Raw genomic sequence first — 16,218 nt, forward strand, 5'->3', positions numbered from 1 at the left:
CCGGCCATGCGCCGCAGCCCAGCCCGCCCCGAAGCCGCCTTCCGCGGCCTCGCGGCGGGCGCGGTCTCGTTCGGCGCCGCGTTCACCGCGCACGCGCTGGCGATGCACGGCGCCGTTGCGGCGGGCGGCCACGCCATGGCGTCCATGGCCGCTGTTCCCGCAGGATCCAGCACGCCCGCGGCGCACGCCATGCCCGCCCTGCACGGCGCGCACGCGATGCACGGCGCGCACGCGGGCCACGCGATGCCTGCGACGCACGCGATTCCGGACGCGGCGGCCTCGGCCGTGCCCGCCGCGTCGCTCGCCGCGCCGACGGTCCCGGCCACCTCGGTGCTGCTGCTCGCCGCGGTGTGCGCGGTCCTCGGGCTGCTCGCGGCCCGTCCCCGCTCCGCAAGCGCGCGCGCCACCGGCGCGATGCTGTTGCTCGGCCAGGGCGCGGGCCACCTCGCACTGGGTGTCACGATGGGGCACCTGGCGATGAGCCCCTCGATGGCGGTCGCACACGTCGCCGCCGCCGTGCTCGCGGGCGCGGCGATCGCCGGCGCGGAGCGCGCGTTGCGGCTCGCGCTGGCCGTTCTCGTTCCACTCGCCGCCACCTGGCGCGACCGGACGCGCACCGTCGCCCTCCCCGCCTGGGCCTACGTGCCCACGCCCGTGCCCGCTCTCGCGCGGCACGGCGCCCTGCGCGGCCCGCCCGCCTGACCCCTCACTTCCCTTCTCCCGCCCGGGACGGCGCCGCCGCCCGGGTCCCCGCGCGTACGCGCACTTACTTCCGTGAGGTGTCCTCATGTCCATCACCGAATCGGCGGCCGAGAACGCGCCGCCGACCCGAACCGGCCCGCCCCCGCGGCCGGGCTGGCGCGCCGCGATCTGGCGGCTGCACTTCTACGCGGGCCTGTTGATCGGCCCGTTCCTCCTCGTCGCAGCCGTCAGCGGCGGGCTCTACGCCGCGGCGCCCACCGTCGAGAGGTTCGTCTACGCCGACCAGATCGAGGCGCGCACCGACGGCCCGGCCCGGCCCCTGGCCGAGCAGGTCGCCGCCGCGCAGGCGGCCCGGCCGGGCCTGCCGCTCTCCGCCGTCCGCACCGGCGACGGCCCGGGCCTGACCACCCGGGTGCTGTTCGACGATCCCTCGCTGGTCGCCGAGGGCAGGCAGCTCGCGGTGTACGTCGATCCCGCATCGGCGCAGGTCCAGGGCGCACTGCCGGTGTACGGCTCCGTCGAGGCCCTGCCGATCCGGTTCTGGATCGACCGGCTGCACGTGGACCTGCACCTCGGCACCGTCGGCCGGTTCTACAGCGAGCTGGCGGCGTCGTGGCTGTGGGTCGTCGCGCTCGGCGGGCTCTACCTGTGGTGGCGCAACCGCCGGGGGAACGCGAAACGCATGCTGGGCTACGACCGCACGGCGCGCGGGCGCGGCGGGCGGATGAGCCGGCACGCCGCTGTCGGCACGTGGCTGCTCGTGGGCCTGCTGTTCTTCTCCGCGACGGGCCTGACCTGGTCGAAGTACGCGGGCGAGAACATCGGCCAGCTGCGTGCCGAGCTCGGGTGGACCAAGCCCGCGCTCTCCACGTCGCTCACGCCGGGCGGCGGGCACGGCGCGGCGGGCGAGCACGCCGACCATCAGGCGCCGGCCGCGGCACCGTCGGTCCCGCGGGAGGTGGCCGAGCAGACCCGCGCCCGCAACACCGTCGTGCTGGACCGGGCGGTCGCGGCCGCCGCGGCCCGGGGTGTCAACGGTGCCGTCCAGGTCTCGATCCCGACGGACCCGTCCGTCGCGATCACGGTCGCGCAGACGCGGCAGCCGTGGCGGATGGGGATCGACTCCGCCGCCGTGGACCCGACCACCGGGCAGGTGATCACCGTGCTGGGGTTCGCGTCGTGGCCGCTGCTGGCCAAGGCGACGGAGCTGCTCATCAACACGCACATGGGCTGGCAGTTCGGTCTGCTCAATCAGATCGCATTGGTCGCCTTCGCGGCGTTGCTGGTGACGGTGATCGTGCGCGGTTACCTGATGTGGTGGCAGCGGCGGCCGAAGCGCGGCGGGCTCCCGAAGCCGCCGGAGCGGGGCGCGATCCGCAAGGTCGAACCGTCGCACGCGATTCCGGCGATTCTGGGGGTCGCGTTCCTCGGCTGGTTCCTGCCCGTTTTCGGAGTTTCGCTCCTCGTATTCCTGGTGCTGGATCTTGCGATAGGCGTGGCTAAGAGGGGCAGGGCTAACCTAAGAAATACCCCCTGACCTGCGGAAAGGGTCGCCTTGCCTGCGTTGCGGGGATCCTGGAACGGTTCTAGAGTCGTCCTCATGAAGCTCACGGACGCACTCGAAGAGAAGTTCAACGACCAGATCACCCTGGAGTTCGAGGCCTCGCTGGTGTACCGCCAGCTGGCCATCGAAATGGAGATCCGCGACCTGCCGGGCATCTCCGGCTGGCTGCGCAAGCAGGCGGACGAGGAGATCGTCCACGCCAACAAGTGGATCGATCACCTGTCGGACCGCGGCAACCACCCGAAGATCGGCGCCTCGGCAGCGCCGAAGGTGGACGTGGACACCGTCCTCGACGTGTTCGAGGCCGCCCTGGAGCACGAGCGCCGGGTGTCGGACTCGATCCGCAACCTGTACCGCGCCGCGATCGACGACATCGACTCCAAGGCGCTCATCCAGTGGTTCGTCAACGAGCAGGTCGAGGAGGAGGCCACGGTCAGCGAGATCGTCGGTCGCCTCAAACTGATCGACGGTGACGGCCCGGGCCTGCTGCGCCTCGACGAGGAGCTGTCGGCGCGTTCGTCCGCCTAAGCCACCTCCCGCAGACCACCTCTGCAGCCCGGGAAACGGGGCCCTCCGCATTGGAGGGCCCCGTCTTTCTCTTCCACGTTCTGTCCATCCGTGCTAAATTTTGACCATGCGGCCAGAAAATGAGATCGACGGCCAACGCTCGTTCATCGAGGAGGCGCGGCGCGCCCAGATCCTCGCGGCGGCCGTCGACGTGCTCGCCGAGACGGGATTCGGCGGGGCGTCCCTCGCCCGGATCGCCGAGCGCGCGGGAATCTCCAAGGGCGTCATCTCGTACCACTTCGACGGCAAGGACGATCTGCTCCGGCAGGTGGTGATCTCGCTCTACGAGAACGGTGCGGCCGCAATGGTTCCCCGGATCGAGGCCGAGACCACCGCGCTCGGCCGCGTCCGCGCCTACATCGAATCGAACCTCGAGTTCCTCGACGCCGCGCGCCGGCACATCACCGCGATGATCGAAGTCGTCTTCGGCCTGCGGGACGCGGACGACCGGCCGGCGTTCTCCGCCGAGGACGGCGACACCGCCTCCGTCGCGCCGCTCGCCGAGCTGCTGCGGGCGGGCCAGGCCACCGGGGAACTCGGAGAGTTCGACGCCTGGATCATGGCCCAGCAGATCCGCGACTCGATCGACGGCGCCGCCAACCGCGCGGCGCGCGACCCGGACCTCGATCTCAAGCCCTACGCACGCCACCTCATCGACCTCTACCTCCGGGCGGTGCAGCCATCGCCGCCCACGCACGCGGACGACTGACGGAGAGACCCGGATGACGCAGGCAGACCTTCCCCGTACCGCCCCGTGCCCGACGGTGCCGGCGCACCGTCGGGCATCGCCCCGTTCGCCTGGACGGCGGTCGTACCCATCACCCTGCTCGCCGCGATCGCTGCGCTGTTCGGGGCGAGCCGGTACCACCTGTTCGGCGACGAGCTGTACTTCATCGCCGCCGGCCACCACCTGTCCGTGAGCTACGCGGACCAGGGGCCGATCCTGCCGCTGCTCGCGCTGCTCGGCGACGCGATGCCGGGCGACTCGCTGATCCTGTTCCGCCTGCCGTCGGTGCTCATCACCCTCGCGGGCATCGTGCTCGCGGCGCTGATCGCCCGCGAGCTCGGCGGCGGGCGCCTCGCCCAGGCGCTCTCGGCCGGCGCCTACGCGACCTCGACGTTCCTGCTGCTGCAGTCCTCGCTGCTCGCGACCAACGCGATCGACACGCCGCTGTGGGTCGCGGTCACCTGGCTCGTGGTGCGCTGGGTGCGCACCCGGCAGGACCGGCTGCTGTTCGCCGCGGGCGTGGTCACCGCGCTGGACATGCAGGTGAAGTGGCTGATCCCCGTGTTCTGGGTGTGCGTGCTCGCCGCCTCGCTGATCTGGGGGCCGCGCGAGCTGTGGCGCCGGCCCGCGCTCTGGGCGGGCGGCGCGTTCACAGTACTCACGATGATCCCCGCGCTGCTGTGGCAGGCCGACCGCGGCTGGCCGTACCTGCAGCTCACGAGCCAGGTCGCCGAGGAGAGTCAGTACGCCGGCGGCAGGCTGCTGTTCGTGCCGATCCTGCTGCTCCTCGCCGGGGTCCTGGGCGCGCCGCTACTGCTGTTCGGGCTGTGGGCGCTGTTTCGCTCGCCCGCGCTGCGGCCGTACCGGTTCCTGGCTCCCGCGTTCCTACTGCTGGTGGTCGTGTTCCTCGCGACCGCCGGCCGGCCGTACTACCCCGGCGGGATGCTGACGGTGATCGTGGCGGCGGGCGCCGTCGCGTTCGAGCGGATCGGGCGACCTCGGCTGCGGTGGGTGGCCGCCCCGGTCGCCGCGCTCGCCGTCGTCTTCCTGGTCGTGAGCCTGCCGTTCACCCCGGAGTCCGACATCAAGGAGCCCGAGTCCGTGATGGAGGCGGGCATGCAGATCTCGGTGTACGGGCAGTTCGGCTGGCCGGAACTGACCGGCGCCGTGGAGGATTCGATCGCCGCGCTGCCGGAGTCCGAGCGACCGCAGGCGATCGTCGCGAGCTCGTACTGGCAGGCGGCCGCGCTGGACTACTACGGCAGGGACCTTCCGCCGGTGTTCAGCTTCAGTCGCGGGTACGGGTTCTTCGGGCAGCCCGACGACTCCGCTACGACAGTGCTTTGGATCGTCTCGTCCGAGGCGGAGCAGCCCGGCGAGATGTGCGCGAGTTCTCGCACTCTCCGGCGTTTCGACTACCGCATCGGCATGCCGACCGCGTCCGCCGATGTCGACGTCCGCCTGTGCAAGGCCGCGAAGCCCTGGTCTCAGGCCTGGCCGTCGCTGCGCCGCATGTAGCGGATCAGACCCGCTGCGCGAGCCACCGGCCGATCTCGGCTCCGGCCGACGCCGCCGCGGTCGGCTCGCCTTCAGCGAGGGCCGCTCCGAAGTGCTTGCCGCGCACCCGAACATGCTCGACGTCGTCCGTACCGATGGCCTCGACCATGGCGCGCGCGTCCGCAGGGAAGCACGCCTGGTCGCCGGTGATCTCGATGAACAGCGTGGGCACCCCGATCGCGGGCGCGCAGCGCAGGAAGCCCGCGTTGCTGCTCAGCCCGGACCACGTGGAGAGCCACGCCTCGGGCGTGGTCAACCTGCCGAATCCGACGACGCCGTAGTCGGTGAGGTCGGGGCGCGACCCGAACAGCGACCCGTACGGGCGATCGTTGGGATCGATCGCCGGGTCCACGCACCGCGGGTCGGCGTCGGTGCGATACACCGTGATCAGCTCGGTCGCGAGCGCGTCCCGACGGTCCGCCGGATCCCTCGTCCGCTTGTACTGGAGCTGCGCCTCGCGGGCGCGGGCCACTCGTTCCCGGGCGACGGCGTCGATCCGCTCCACACGGGCGCGCTGCGCGGCGCGGTAACGCTCGAGGAACTCCTCGGAGTACGAACTCGGTTGCGGAGCAGGGGCGAACCCGTTCGCCTCCGAGTAAGGGTCCAGCGCGGGGTCCACGGATCGGGGTCGGACTCGTCGGCCACGGACGGGTCGATGAGGCGCAGCAACAGCTCCCCCTGCCCGGGGTGCGGAGCCATGAGCACCATGAGGTCGGCGAGCGGCATCTCCGCATCCGCCAGGGGCACCGGCTTCCCGCCGGGGGTGGCCTTCAGGCGTTTCCCCGCCGGCAGGCCCGCCTGCTCCGCGTAGAACGCGGCGAGCGCACCCTCCCGAATGCCCCACGGAGATCACGGTTCCGAAGCCGCGATCCCTCAGGAAGACGTGGCCGGCGGCCATGTCCAGCAGCGCCTGCTCGTGCAGCAGCGTGAGGTCGTTGCCCATGGTCCGGCTGCCCTGCGTCCACACCGCGACGCCGCGACGCAGGAACTCGGGCACGAGGACATGGTGGCTGAAGTCGTTGCGCGGGTGCATCAGGAAGGCCACCGCGGTCGCGTCCGGCACAGTGCGCAGCAGTCCGGCGACGGTGGCGCCGTCGGCGGTGGTGAGTTCGTGCGCCGTTACCGTCGTCTCGGCGGGTGCCTCCTCGGCCGCGAGGTAGCGACCCGCACCCACCCGCTCTGCGGTGCTCATCGCATCACCACGCGCAGCGCGTCCTTGTCGTGCTGGACGATCTTCGAATCCTCCAGACCCGCAATGGCGCTGTACCACACCGCATGCCGACATCCGGTCGCGCGACGGTCGATCACGATGTCGCCGTCGGCGGAGAGCCGGAAGTACGGGCCGACCTTGTCCACGGTCACCTCGCGGTCCGCGGACGCGACCTTCACCACGCCCTCGTTCTCGGGCACGTCGAGCACGTACAGCCGGCTCATCGCTGCGCCTCCGCGGCCTGCTCGCGCTCCCACGCCTCCGCCCTCTCGACGATGAGCTCCGCCTTGCGGGTGAGCAGGGTGTCGAGTGAGGCGTCGCCGGCCGTCACCACGTCGCACAGCGCCTCGAGGGTGAGCTGCGCGTCCAGGTCCTCCTGCGCGGTCACCGGACGCAGGGCCCGGGTGATCTCCAACATGTAGCCGTTCGGGTCGTGCGTGTAGATCGATTCGATCGTCTCGTGCATCACCTGCATCTCGCAGGGCCACTCGGATTCGTCCATGCGGCGGCGGTATTCGAGCAGATCCTCCTCGCTGTCCACGTGGATGGCGAGGTGCCGCGAGTTCCGGAAGAACACGGGCGTATCGTGGTCGAACCGGGCCCAGGAGTCGCCCGGCGCCGACTGGTCGCCGTAGGGCTCGAGGCCGAAGTAGTAGAAGAAGGCGATCCGGTCACCGTTGCCGATGTCGAAGAAGAAGTGAATGAAGTCCGGGTGCTTCTCAGGCCCCCAGCCGGCGGCGCAGATCGAGTGCACCACGGGGAATTTCAGCACGTCGCGGTAGAACTTCACGGTTCCCACCGGATCGAAGGTTGGGAACGCGGCGTGGTCGACACCGCTGACCCTGTGTTCGTCGTTCTTCTCGGTCATTCTTTTCTCCCTTCCGGACGTCGGTCAGTTCGCGGGCACGGCTGCGTCGGCGCGCAGGAGCGATCCGGCGTCCGGGATGTCGACCCTGGCGCCGACGGCACGCAGGATCCGGTACGCGCCGGCCGTCGCCGCGGTGATCACCGGGATACCGAACTCGTCCTCCGCGGCCTGCACCAGATCCAGCGACGGCATCTGCACACAGGCCGACAGCACCAGCACGTCCACGCCGTCCAGGTCCAGGCTGCGCGCCGCCTCCATCACCCGGTCACCGGGGATGCAGCCCACCTCGGCGTTGTCGCCGACCTCAAGGGCCCGCCAGTCGGCCACCTCGATCCCCTCGTTCTCCAGGTAGGCGACCACCTGCTCCGCGAGGGGCCGCAGGTACGGCGTGACAACGGCGATCCTCTTGGCTCCCATGTCGTTCAGGGTGTCCACGAGCGCCCCGGCGCTGGACAGCGCACTCGCCTCGGATCCCCCGGCCGCGAGCTGCTCGGCGACGGCGAGCTCGGCGTCGCGATGGGCGCCCGGGCCGGTCGACATGATGGCGACAAGGCATGCGTACAGCACGGCGTCCACCCCGGCGTCGCCGAGCTCGATCACGCAGCGCTCCCGCTGCGCGTTCATCGCGCGGAGCTGCTCCGGCGAGACCTTCTGCATCCGCATCCGGCTGGAGTGGAAGGTGAACTCGCGCTCGGGGTGCCGCGCCAGGATGCGCGGCATCTCCGTCTCGACAGTGACGTTCGAGCTCGGCACGACGAGTCCGATGCGGGTGGGCTTGGTGTTCACGCTGCTCCTTCTGCCGCTGTGTGGCTTCCTCCCCAGTATTCGACGATGACGTTAAATTGTCAACACTTGCGTAGACAGCCTCGTCAGCTTCGCCCGCACCTCTCCCGAAACGCCAACGGACCGACAGTGACTGGCACTGTCGGTCCGTCGGTCGCGCGTGTTCTACAGCAGCGGTTCGAGGCGGTCGAGCCGTTCTCGGATCTCCCGGACGAGGCCCGGCGCACCGTCGGCCTCCTGCTCGTCCGGAACGCGGAGCATGCGCTGGACCAGCGAGTTCACCGTCTCGGCGATGGACTCGACGCGGGCGGTGTCCTCCGGCCGGGCCCACCAGGCCACCCAGTTGCACATGCCGATCACGCTCAGCGCCGTCGTCCGGGCGTCGACGGGCACGAACTGGCCGACCCGCACGCCGTCCTCGATGATCGTGACGACCTCGCGCAGGATCCGCCGCTTGGCCTCCAGGTGATCGGTGCGGGCCGGCTCGGGAAGGACGGTCTCCGAGCGGTCCAGGATGCGGAACCTCCCCGGATACCGGACCCGTTCCCGCACCAGCTGATCGGTGAAGTTCGCGATCTTCTCCGCCGGGGCGAGATCGGGCCGGGCGTGCAGTTCCTCGAGCATCGCGACCAGACTCTGGGATACGCCCTCCACCAGCATCACCAACAGGTCCTCTTTACTGCTGAGGTAGTGGTACAACGCCGGTCGTGAGACGCCGACCGCGTCGGCGATGTCCTGCAGGCTCGTCGCCTCGTAGCCCTTGACCGCGAACAACTCCGTCGCGGCGTCCAACACCTCGCCCACGATCAGCTCGCGACGCCGGGAGCCGGTCGCCTTTCCTGATTTCTCCGCGGTCGACATGGCGAACACAGTACTCCCGGTCCGGCTCATGACAGCGCAACCGGATCGGGTCACAGACGCACCAAACCGCCGTCCGCCATGATCGTCTGTCCGGTCACGAACGCGCTGTCGTCACCCGCGAGGAAGCAGACGGTGCCAACGACGTCGGCCGCCGTACCACTGCGCTTGATCGCCTGCATGGCCGCTACGCCGTCGAGCACCTCGGCAGCGATGTTCGCCTCTCCACCAGGGGTCCTGGACGCAGTCGGCGCGACGGCGTTCACCGTGATGCCGTACGGAGCGAGATCCGTCGCCAGGCCGCGGGTGAACCCGACGACACCTCCCTTGCTCGCCATGTAGTGCGACAACGCAGGTACTGCGAGACCGAGGGAATTCGAGGCGATGTTCACGATCCGCCCCCACCCACGGTCCCGCATGGAGGGCGCCAGACCACGGGCCATCAGGAACTGGGAATCGAGGTTGATGGCCTGGATCCGCTTCCAGTAGTGGTAGTCGACCTCGAAGAAGTCCCGGAACGGGTACACACCGGCGTTGTTGACGAGGATGTCAGCACGGCCGAACGCGTCGAGGACGCTCCGGCACGCCGCCTCCACGGAGTCCGGCTCCGACACGTCCACTTCGATGGAAATCGCCCGCCGCCCTGCTTCTTCCACCTCCGCGACCGTCTCCGCCGCCGGATTGAGGTCGAGCACCGCGATGTTCGCGCCCCGTGCCGCCAGCGCTGCCGCTATCGCCCTCCCGAAGCCCTGCGCCGCGCCGGTCACCACCGCGACGCGATCATTCCCCGCATTCGAATCACTCACTTCTGCACACCCTTTCGGAGCCTCGTCATGACTGTTTCGATCCCCGACGCTAAGCCGACACCTCCCCGGTGTCAACAACCATGTTGAACTATTGACTTTATTGTTGACATCGGTCATGGTGGATGCGGAGTGTCCTGCATCACACATCTCGAGAGGAACATCCAGCTATGACGACAGAACCACTCACCATGCGTTCGACGGGACGCAATCTCATCGCGGGCGAATGGAGCGAATCGGGGGACCGCCTCGAGTCGGTCAATCCGTCCACGGGCCTCGTTCTCGGTTCGTACGCCAGCGCCGGAGCGTCCGAGGCCACCGCCGCGATCGCGGCCGCGCGCCGCGCGTTCGACGAATCCGACTGGTCCCGCGATCCGCGCCGGCGGTCGCGCGCCATCCACCAGCTCGCCGACAACCTGGAGGCGCGCGTCGACGAGGTCGCGCTCATGCTGAGCCGAGAGAACGGGAAACGTCTTCCGGAGACGACGTGGGAGGTCTCCACCACGGTCGACTGGTTGCGCTACGCCGCGGCGTCCGCGATCGTGCTCGACGGTGGACGATCGTCGGAGGTGGCTCCCGGGGTCTACTTCCAAACGGGTCGCGAAGCCATGGGAGTCATCGGCATCATCACGCCGTGGAACTCACCGGTGATCCTGTCGATGCGATCGATCGGCCCCGCCCTCGCCGCCGGGTGCACGATGGTCGTGAAGATGCCCGGACAGACCGCGCTCACCAACACGCTGGTTGCCGAGATCATCGCTGAGACCACTTCGATCCCGCCGGGCGTCGTCAGCATCCTGACGGAGGGCGGCAACGCCGTGTCCCCGGCACTGGTGACGTCACCCGACGTCGACATGATCAGCTACACCGGGAGCACCCATGTCGGGCGCGCGATCGCCAAGACGGGTGCGGACACACTCAAACGCCTCAGTCTCGAACTCGGCGGTAAGACACCGCTCGTCATCTTCGAGGACGCTGACCTCGATGTCGTCATGCAGAACATCGTCGCGGCGTGCACATTGATGAACGGCCAGTTCTGCCTGACCGGCTCACGACTCCTGGTACAGCGCAGCATCGCGGACCGGCTGCGCCCCATGGTGATCGACGCCATCAGCAACCTCCGGCCCGGACCGAGCGAGGACCCCGCCAGTGATCTCGGGCCGCTCATCGACGCCGACAGCGCGCGACGTGTCGACCGGATCGTCCAAGAGGCCGACGCCTACGCAAAGATCCTGGTCCGCGGCGGTGTCGTCGAGGACGCCGAACGGCCCGGCGGAGCCTACTATCAGCCGAGCCTGGTGGAGGTCGACCGGCTGGACGTCCCGCTCGTCCAGGACGAGTTGTTCGGCCCGGTCCAGACCTTCGAGGTCTTCGACGACGAGGCGGACGCCGTGCGCATGGCGAACGGAACGTCGTTCGGCCTCGGCGCCGCGGTGTTCACCCGGGACGAGTGGCTGGCGCGCCGGGTGACCCGGAACATGCGGGCCGGCTTCGTTTGGACGAACTGCTGGGGCGTCATCCACGAGGCATTCGAGGAGGGCGGCCTGAAGCAGAGTGGCTACGGTCTGCTGTGCGGCCCCAGTGCTATCAGCGAATTCCAGGACACGAAGCTGTACGCACAGGTCGCGCCGCCACAGGAGTGATGCGACGGATGAGGGCGGCCTCCCCGCGGGGAGGCCGCCCTCATCCGTCTCTCGATCATTCGGTCATGATCACCGCATCGGCCCGGCGCGCCGCCACAGCTGCGGCCGCTTCGGAGCGCAGCGACTCCGGGATCTCGATGATCACCGTGTGCCGGCCGTCCCAGCGAACCCGCTCTCCGATGTCGATCCGCGCGCCCACCGCGGCCGGCTCCGGCGCGCCCGAGAGCACGATCACGGGCTCCGGTGCCTTCGACAGCTCATCGACCACAGCCTCGTGCTCCGTGCCCCACACATCGCCACCCGTCCACTCCACGACGCGCGTGGCACCGTCCGGCAGCTGGGCGCGGGTCACCGTGCGCGACGGTGCCGTGAGTGCCTCAGTCGCGAGTGGACGGGACAGCACCCAGTCGTCGAGGGCATCGGGTTCGCCGACGGGCGCCTCGCCCAGGTGGGCAAGGGCGAGGCCGGTGTTCTCGGGGTACTCGACGGCGTAGTCGCGGACGCCGATGTTCCCGGCGCGGGTCATGTACGACAGGGCGATCTCCTCGGGGCGTTCGCCGGAGCGTTCGCGGAAGCTCGACCACCACGCCTGCGACCGTGCCGCGAGGTGCTTGAACCGGTCCACCCCGGCCTGCGGGCGGCCTCGTAAGCCGCGAACGCTTCACCGACGTCGTCGTGGGTGCCGAGCGCGTCGGCCAGCGCGATCGCGTCCTCGAGGGCGAGTTTCGTGCCGGAACCGATCGTGTAGTGCGCGGTGTGCGCGGCGTCGCCCAGCAGGACGACGTTGCCGGCGGACCACCGCTCGAGGGACACCGTCGGGAACTGCGCCCACCGGGTCCGGTTGGCCAGCAGCGCCCGTCCTTTCAGCTCTTCCGCGAAGACGTCCTCGAGCAGTGCGAGACTGCGGCGGTCCGACTCTCCCGGGGCGACCGCCCGGTCGTTCTCGGCCAGTCCCGCGCTCTCCCATGTCCGGGCGTCGGCCTCGATCAGGAACGTGCTCCGGTCCTCGGTGTACGGGTACGCGTGCACCACGAACAGGTCGTCGCCGCGGGAACGCCAGGTGAAGTTGGCGTTGTCCACCGCGAAATCCGTTCCGCACCACATGTAGTGGAGCGACCCGTAGGTGACGTTCACCCCGAGCTCCGCCTGCAGCTTCTCGCGCACCGCGCTCCGCGCACCGTCGGCCGCGACGATCACGTCCGCGTTCAGATCGGACACGTCGACGCGCGCCCCCATCCGGATGTCGACCCCGACCTCCTCCGCGGCGCGCGTCAACACGTCGAGCAGGATCGCGCGTCCGATGGCCAGGTTTCGGGCGCCGTGCAGGTGTACCTCCCGACCCTCGGTGCGGAGCACCAGGTTGTGTCCCGCGTGGCTCGCGGCCCGCATGCGGTCTGCGGTCTCGGGATCCGCCGATGCGACGTTCCGCATCGTCGCCTCCGTGAGGCCGACCCCGAATCCGAAAGTGCCCGTGCTGGAATCGGCGCGTTCGTAGACAGTGACCGCCGATTCCGGGTCGCGGAGCCGGATCAGCCGGGCGGCGGCCAGGCCCGCCGGGCCCCCGCCGATGATCGCAACGGTCCTCTTCGTCATTGTCCGACCTCCCTTATTCCGCGACGCCGGAATCGCCGGCGCGCAATACCGCTGCGATGCGTTCCCGCAGATCCTTCTTCGACACCTTGCCCACGTTCGACAGCGGGAACTCGGTGACGATCTCCACGCGTTCGGGCAGTTTGTATTTGGCGAGCCCCTCGCCCAGCAGGAACTCGCCGAGGCGCTCCACGGTGAGGTCCGCGGCGGCGGGCTCCACGATGAGGAACGCACAAGCGCGCTCGCCGAGGACCGGGTCGGGCATCGCGACGAGCGCGGCGCTGATCACGTCCGGGTGCCGGAGGATGACCTCCTCGACCTCCTCGGCGTGGATCTTCTCGACACCGCGGTTGATCACGTCTTTGATCCTGCCCTCGATCGAGTACACGAGCACCCCGTCGGCGTCGTGCGCGCGAGCCAGATCCCCGGTGCGGTAGAAGCCCTCGGCGTCGAACGCGTCCCGATTGTGCTGCTCGGCACGGTAATAGCCGCGGATCGTGTACGGACCGCGCGCGCAGAACTCGCCGATCTCGCCCAGCGGCACCTCCTCGTCACCGCCCACCTCCACGATCCGCACTTCGTCGGCGCGAGAGATCGGTGCGCCCACCGTATGGTGCCGGACGTCCTCGCCCGCACCGTCGGGATTGACCAGGAACATGCCCTCGGCCATCCCGAACATCTGCCGGACCGCGATGCCCAGCTCGTCCCGGAGCCGGATCGAGACCTCCTCGGGGAGGGCCTGTCCGCCCACGATGAACTGCTCGATGCTGGAGAGGTCGGCGCTTCGGCTGGCCGGGTCCTCCAGGAGGCGCACCGCGAGTGCCGGCGGCACCAGCGGCAGCGACGTCGGTCGCTCTCGTTCGATCAGTTCCAGGAGCAGCGGGATCTGCGCCGAGGGCGCCAGAACGATCGCCGCGCCGCTCAGCAGTGCGGGCTGCACCGCGAGCGCAATGCCGGCGTTGTGCATCACCGGCAGCGGGTACAGGACCCTGGTGTCAGTCCCCCAGCCCAGCGTCTCGGCCCAGGCCCGGGAGTTGTAGACGTACTCCTCGTGCTGCCGGGGCGCGACCTTCGGCAGACCGGTGGTGCCGCCCGACAACTGGAAGACGACGATCTGCTCCGGGTGGACCGGCTCGGGCGCGGGCGCCCCGGCGCCGGCCTCGATGAGTTGCTCCAGCGTCGGCGTCCCCCCGATCGATTCTCCCCGGGCGACGACGACCACCCCGATCCGGCCGTCCGCGTGGAGTTCCCGCGCGACCTCGAGAGTCCCGCCCCGCCCGTGATCGGCCTGGACGACGGTGGCGCGGGCACCGACGTGCTCCGCGAGCAGCCCGACCTCGCGGGTTCCGTGCTGCGGCAGCGTGCACACGGGGCGGAGACCGGCGATGAGCGCCCCGAAGTAGGCGACCACGGTCTCGGCGACGTTCCCCATCTGGAACATGATCGCCTCGCCCGGTCGCAGGTCCGTCTCCGCGCGCAGCCCCGCCGCGAGCCGCAGGGCACGGTCGCCGAGGTCCGCGTAGGACCACCGAACCTCAGGGGTGATCAGTGCGTCGCGATCTGCGAACGCCGTTGTCGCGTCCAGGAATTCATCAGGTAGGGACCGCCCCTGCCACAGGCCGCGAGCGCGGTAGTCGGCGACGAACTCGGGCGGATACGCAATGAGGCCCGGGTCCGTCTCGGGTCGGATGAGGCCGGAAGCACGATCTGCTGACATACGAGTCAAGATATCAACATCACTGTTGACAACACAAGGGGTTCTCCCGTTTGATGAGTCACCGAACGTGATCCACGCCACGTTCTCACCGCAGCTTCGAGTCCCGAGGAGTGTCCATGACCCGTCGCCCAGCCACCAGGGGCTTCACCCACCCGTACGCCGTGGTCGCGGTCTGTTTCGCCGCGATCGTCTACGACGGGTACGACCTGATCGTCTACGGCTCGACGATGCCGTATCTCCTCGCGTACGAGCCCTGGTCACTGAGCCGGACCGAAGCCGGCGCGATCGGCAGCTACGCGCTGCTCGGCATGTTCTTCGGCGCGATCCTCGCCGGAACACTGACCGACCGCTTCGGTCGCCGGCGGCTCTTCCTGGGCTGCCTCATCTGGTATTCGGTCGCGATGCTCGCGGTCGCCGCCGCGCCCAACCCCGAGCTCCTCGGCGTGTTCCGGTTCATCGCCGGACTCGGCTTCGGCGGCGTCGCCCCGGTCGCCATCGCGCTCGTGATCGAGGTGGCGAAGGCGCATCAGAAGAATCTGCTCAACGCGCTGATGCTGTCGGGGCTGCCGGTCGGCGGAGTCGTCGCGGCGGTGTTCGCCCTCGCGTTCGGCCGCGATCTCGGCTTCCGTGGACTGTGGGCACTCGGTGCCACAGCACTGGTCCTCGTCGTGCCGGTCGCGTGGCGGGTCATCCCGGAGACCGCGCACACCCCGGAACCGCACCCACCGGCGCCCCGGCCGAAGGAAGGACTCGCGAGCTGCTCGGCATGCCCGCCGTGGTCGCACTGACTCTCTTCGCACTGGCCAACTTCGCGGGCTTCCTCCTCGTGTTCGGCCTGAACACGTGGCTCCCCGAGTTGATGCGCGGCGCCGGATACAGCCTGGGCTCGGCGCTCACCTTCCAGGTGCTCCTCAACGTGGGCGCGATCGCCGGCGGCGTCGCAGGCGCGATGCTCGCCGACCGGTACGGGAACCGTCCGGTGGCGGCGGCCTACTTCCTGCTTGCCACGCTCGCGATTGGAGGCATGGCGATGATGCCCTCGATGGCGGTCATGTACGTGGTGGTCCTGCTCGCCGGCGCCGGCTCGATAGGCACCCAGATCGTGCTGTTCGGGTACGTCGCTACCTACTACCGCATCTCGGTCCGGGCGACGGCCCTCGGCATCAGCACGGGAGTCGGACGGCTGGGCGCCGTGACCGGCCCGTTGGCCGGCGGAATCCTGCTCAGCGCCGGTGTCTCCTTCGGCGGGATCGCCGCGGCGTTCTGCACTGTCGCCTTCGTCGGCGGCGTCGCCTGCCTCCTAGTGCCCCGGCGCGCCGACGAGCAGCACATCCACGGCACCGCAACCCCGGCACCGTCGGGCGCCTGACCAGTCCCACCCTTACGAACGGAGCACGCACATAAACGACGTCACCATCGAATCGCTCGCCGCCGACGGCGCCGAACTCGGAGCGCGAATCGCCACGGCACAGGGGACGCCACGGGCACTGATCGCCGCCCTCCACGGCGGCACCTACGACGGCGAGTACTACACCGGACCCGATTCACTTCTCGCCCTGGGCCCCCGGCTCGGCTACTCCGTGGCCGCGATCGACCGCCCCGGCTACGGCGCGAGCGCCGCCCTCCCGG

General features: G+C 69.9%; 16 protein-coding genes and 1 pseudogene. 8 read left to right on the forward strand and 9 right to left on the reverse strand.

Annotated features, from left to right (window positions below; all coding sequences use genetic code 11):
- The first annotated feature begins 6 nt into the window (after window positions 1-6).
- The 5 genes from MTP03_RS20870 (at window position 7) to MTP03_RS20890 (ending at window position 5,078) form a co-directional block, all read left to right on the forward strand.
- Window positions 7-702 (forward strand): hypothetical protein, encoded by a 696-nt coding sequence (locus tag MTP03_RS20870; RefSeq protein WP_248489797.1) that lies wholly within the window; start codon window positions 7-9, stop codon window positions 700-702.
- Between the two features lie 85 nt (window positions 703-787).
- Window positions 788-2,239: a PepSY domain-containing protein gene (locus MTP03_RS20875; RefSeq protein WP_248489798.1), complete on the forward strand. Its 1,452-nt coding sequence runs from the start codon at window positions 788-790 to the stop codon at window positions 2,237-2,239.
- Between the two features lie 63 nt (window positions 2,240-2,302).
- Window positions 2,303-2,794: a ferritin gene (locus tag MTP03_RS20880; RefSeq protein WP_248489799.1), complete on the forward strand. Its 492-nt coding sequence runs from the start codon at window positions 2,303-2,305 to the stop codon at window positions 2,792-2,794.
- Between the two features lie 106 nt (window positions 2,795-2,900).
- Window positions 2,901-3,542 carry a TetR/AcrR family transcriptional regulator gene (locus MTP03_RS20885; protein WP_248489800.1) on the forward strand — a complete coding sequence of 214 codons (642 nt, stop codon included), beginning with the start codon at window positions 2,901-2,903 and terminating at the stop codon, window positions 3,540-3,542.
- Window positions 3,543-3,587: 45 nt separating this feature from the next.
- Window positions 3,588-5,078, forward strand: a complete 1,491-nt coding sequence (locus MTP03_RS20890; RefSeq protein WP_248489801.1) for a glycosyltransferase family 39 protein — start codon at window positions 3,588-3,590, stop codon at window positions 5,076-5,078.
- A gap of 4 nt (window positions 5,079-5,082) precedes the next feature.
- Here the strand turns inward: MTP03_RS20890 and MTP03_RS20895 are convergent.
- The 6 genes and pseudogenes from MTP03_RS20895 to MTP03_RS20920 form a co-directional block, all read right to left on the reverse strand.
- A pseudogene (locus MTP03_RS20895) lies at window positions 5,083-6,309 on the reverse strand (alpha/beta hydrolase).
- Window positions 6,306-6,551 (reverse strand): hypothetical protein, encoded by a 246-nt coding sequence (locus MTP03_RS20900; protein WP_248489802.1) that lies wholly within the window; start codon window positions 6,549-6,551, stop codon window positions 6,306-6,308. The pseudogene MTP03_RS20895 and the gene MTP03_RS20900 overlap by 4 nt, the downstream one beginning before the upstream one ends.
- Entirely contained in the window at window positions 6,548-7,195 is a 648-nt protein-coding gene (locus MTP03_RS20905) for a VOC family protein (protein ID WP_212554722.1), read from the reverse strand. The genes MTP03_RS20900 and MTP03_RS20905 overlap by 4 nt, the downstream gene beginning before the upstream one ends.
- Window positions 7,196-7,219: 24 nt before the next feature.
- The gene (locus MTP03_RS20910; protein ID WP_212554735.1) at window positions 7,220-7,915 is read right to left on the reverse strand and encodes a maleate cis-trans isomerase; all 696 of its coding nucleotides are present in this window, start codon (window positions 7,913-7,915) and stop codon (window positions 7,220-7,222) included.
- Between the two features lie 228 nt (window positions 7,916-8,143).
- Window positions 8,144-8,839: a TetR/AcrR family transcriptional regulator gene (locus MTP03_RS20915; RefSeq protein WP_248489803.1), complete on the reverse strand. Its 696-nt coding sequence runs from the start codon at window positions 8,837-8,839 to the stop codon at window positions 8,144-8,146.
- Between the two features lie 50 nt (window positions 8,840-8,889).
- Complete coding sequence (locus tag MTP03_RS20920; RefSeq protein WP_248489804.1) at window positions 8,890-9,759, reverse strand: SDR family NAD(P)-dependent oxidoreductase; 870 nt, start codon at window positions 9,757-9,759, stop codon at window positions 8,890-8,892.
- 50 nt (window positions 9,760-9,809) lie between these two features.
- On the opposite strand from MTP03_RS20920, the gene MTP03_RS20925 reads away from it, so the two are divergent.
- The gene (locus MTP03_RS20925; protein ID WP_248489805.1) at window positions 9,810-11,282 is read left to right on the forward strand and encodes an aldehyde dehydrogenase family protein; all 1,473 of its coding nucleotides are present in this window, start codon (window positions 9,810-9,812) and stop codon (window positions 11,280-11,282) included.
- 55 nt (window positions 11,283-11,337) lie between these two features.
- Here MTP03_RS20925 and MTP03_RS20930 read toward each other — a convergent pair whose 3' ends face one another.
- Genes MTP03_RS20930 through MTP03_RS20940 form a run of 3 tightly spaced genes read right to left on the reverse strand, consistent with a single transcriptional unit; the run spans window position 11,338 to window position 14,589 of the window.
- Complete coding sequence (locus MTP03_RS20930) at window positions 11,338-11,808, reverse strand: hypothetical protein (protein ID WP_248489806.1); 471 nt, start codon at window positions 11,806-11,808, stop codon at window positions 11,338-11,340.
- On the reverse strand, window positions 11,805-12,875 hold the full coding sequence (locus MTP03_RS20935; RefSeq protein WP_248489807.1) for an FAD-dependent monooxygenase: 1,071 nt from the start codon (window positions 12,873-12,875) through the stop codon (window positions 11,805-11,807). The genes MTP03_RS20930 and MTP03_RS20935 overlap by 4 nt, the downstream gene beginning before the upstream one ends.
- A gap of 13 nt (window positions 12,876-12,888) precedes the next feature.
- Window positions 12,889-14,589, reverse strand: coding sequence for a (2,3-dihydroxybenzoyl)adenylate synthase (locus MTP03_RS20940; protein ID WP_248489808.1), 1,701 nt, complete (start codon window positions 14,587-14,589; stop codon window positions 12,889-12,891).
- Between the two features lie 116 nt (window positions 14,590-14,705).
- Between MTP03_RS20940 and MTP03_RS20945 the strand changes: the two genes are divergently transcribed.
- Window positions 14,706-15,377, forward strand: a complete 672-nt coding sequence (locus tag MTP03_RS20945) for an MFS transporter (protein ID WP_248489809.1) — start codon at window positions 14,706-14,708, stop codon at window positions 15,375-15,377.
- Window positions 15,356-15,958: an MFS transporter gene (locus tag MTP03_RS20950; RefSeq protein WP_248489810.1), complete on the forward strand. Its 603-nt coding sequence runs from the start codon at window positions 15,356-15,358 to the stop codon at window positions 15,956-15,958. Before MTP03_RS20945 ends, MTP03_RS20950 begins: the two co-directional genes overlap by 22 nt.
- The last annotated feature ends 260 nt before the right edge of the window (window positions 15,959-16,218 follow it).

This window comes from Tsukamurella sp. PLM1, from assembly GCF_023168325.1.
Lineage (GTDB): Bacteria > Actinomycetota > Actinomycetes > Mycobacteriales > Mycobacteriaceae > Tsukamurella.

Coding starts and splice junctions, on each gene's coding strand:
- MTP03_RS20870 (WP_248489797.1), top strand. CDS start 7: ATGCGCCGCAGCCCAGCCCGCCCCGAAGCCGCCTTCCGCGGCCTCGCG.
- MTP03_RS20875 (WP_248489798.1), top strand. CDS start 788: ATGTCCATCACCGAATCGGCGGCCGAGAACGCGCCGCCGACCCGAACC.
- MTP03_RS20880 (WP_248489799.1), top strand. CDS start 2,303: ATGAAGCTCACGGACGCACTCGAAGAGAAGTTCAACGACCAGATCACC.
- MTP03_RS20885 (WP_248489800.1), top strand. CDS start 2,901: ATGCGGCCAGAAAATGAGATCGACGGCCAACGCTCGTTCATCGAGGAG.
- MTP03_RS20900 (WP_248489802.1), bottom strand. CDS start 6,551: ATGAGCCGGCTGTACGTGCTCGACGTGCCCGAGAACGAGGGCGTGGTG.
- MTP03_RS20905 (WP_212554722.1), bottom strand. CDS start 7,195: ATGACCGAGAAGAACGACGAACACAGGGTCAGCGGTGTCGACCACGCC.
- MTP03_RS20910 (WP_212554735.1), bottom strand. CDS start 7,915: ATGCCGCGCATCCTGGCGCGGCACCCCGAGCGCGAGTTCACCTTCCAC.
- MTP03_RS20915 (WP_248489803.1), bottom strand. CDS start 8,839: ATGTCGACCGCGGAGAAATCAGGAAAGGCGACCGGCTCCCGGCGTCGC.
- MTP03_RS20920 (WP_248489804.1), bottom strand. CDS start 9,759: ATGACCGATGTCAACAATAAAGTCAATAGTTCAACATGGTTGTTGACA.
- MTP03_RS20925 (WP_248489805.1), top strand. CDS start 9,810: ATGACGACAGAACCACTCACCATGCGTTCGACGGGACGCAATCTCATC.
- MTP03_RS20930 (WP_248489806.1), bottom strand. CDS start 11,808: ATGACCCGCGCCGGGAACATCGGCGTCCGCGACTACGCCGTCGAGTAC.
- MTP03_RS20935 (WP_248489807.1), bottom strand. CDS start 12,875: ATGACGAAGAGGACCGTTGCGATCATCGGCGGGGGCCCGGCGGGCCTG.
- MTP03_RS20940 (WP_248489808.1), bottom strand. CDS start 14,589: ATGTCAGCAGATCGTGCTTCCGGCCTCATCCGACCCGAGACGGACCCG.
- MTP03_RS20945 (WP_248489809.1), top strand. CDS start 14,706: ATGACCCGTCGCCCAGCCACCAGGGGCTTCACCCACCCGTACGCCGTG.
- MTP03_RS20950 (WP_248489810.1), top strand. CDS start 15,356: ATGCCCGCCGTGGTCGCACTGACTCTCTTCGCACTGGCCAACTTCGCG.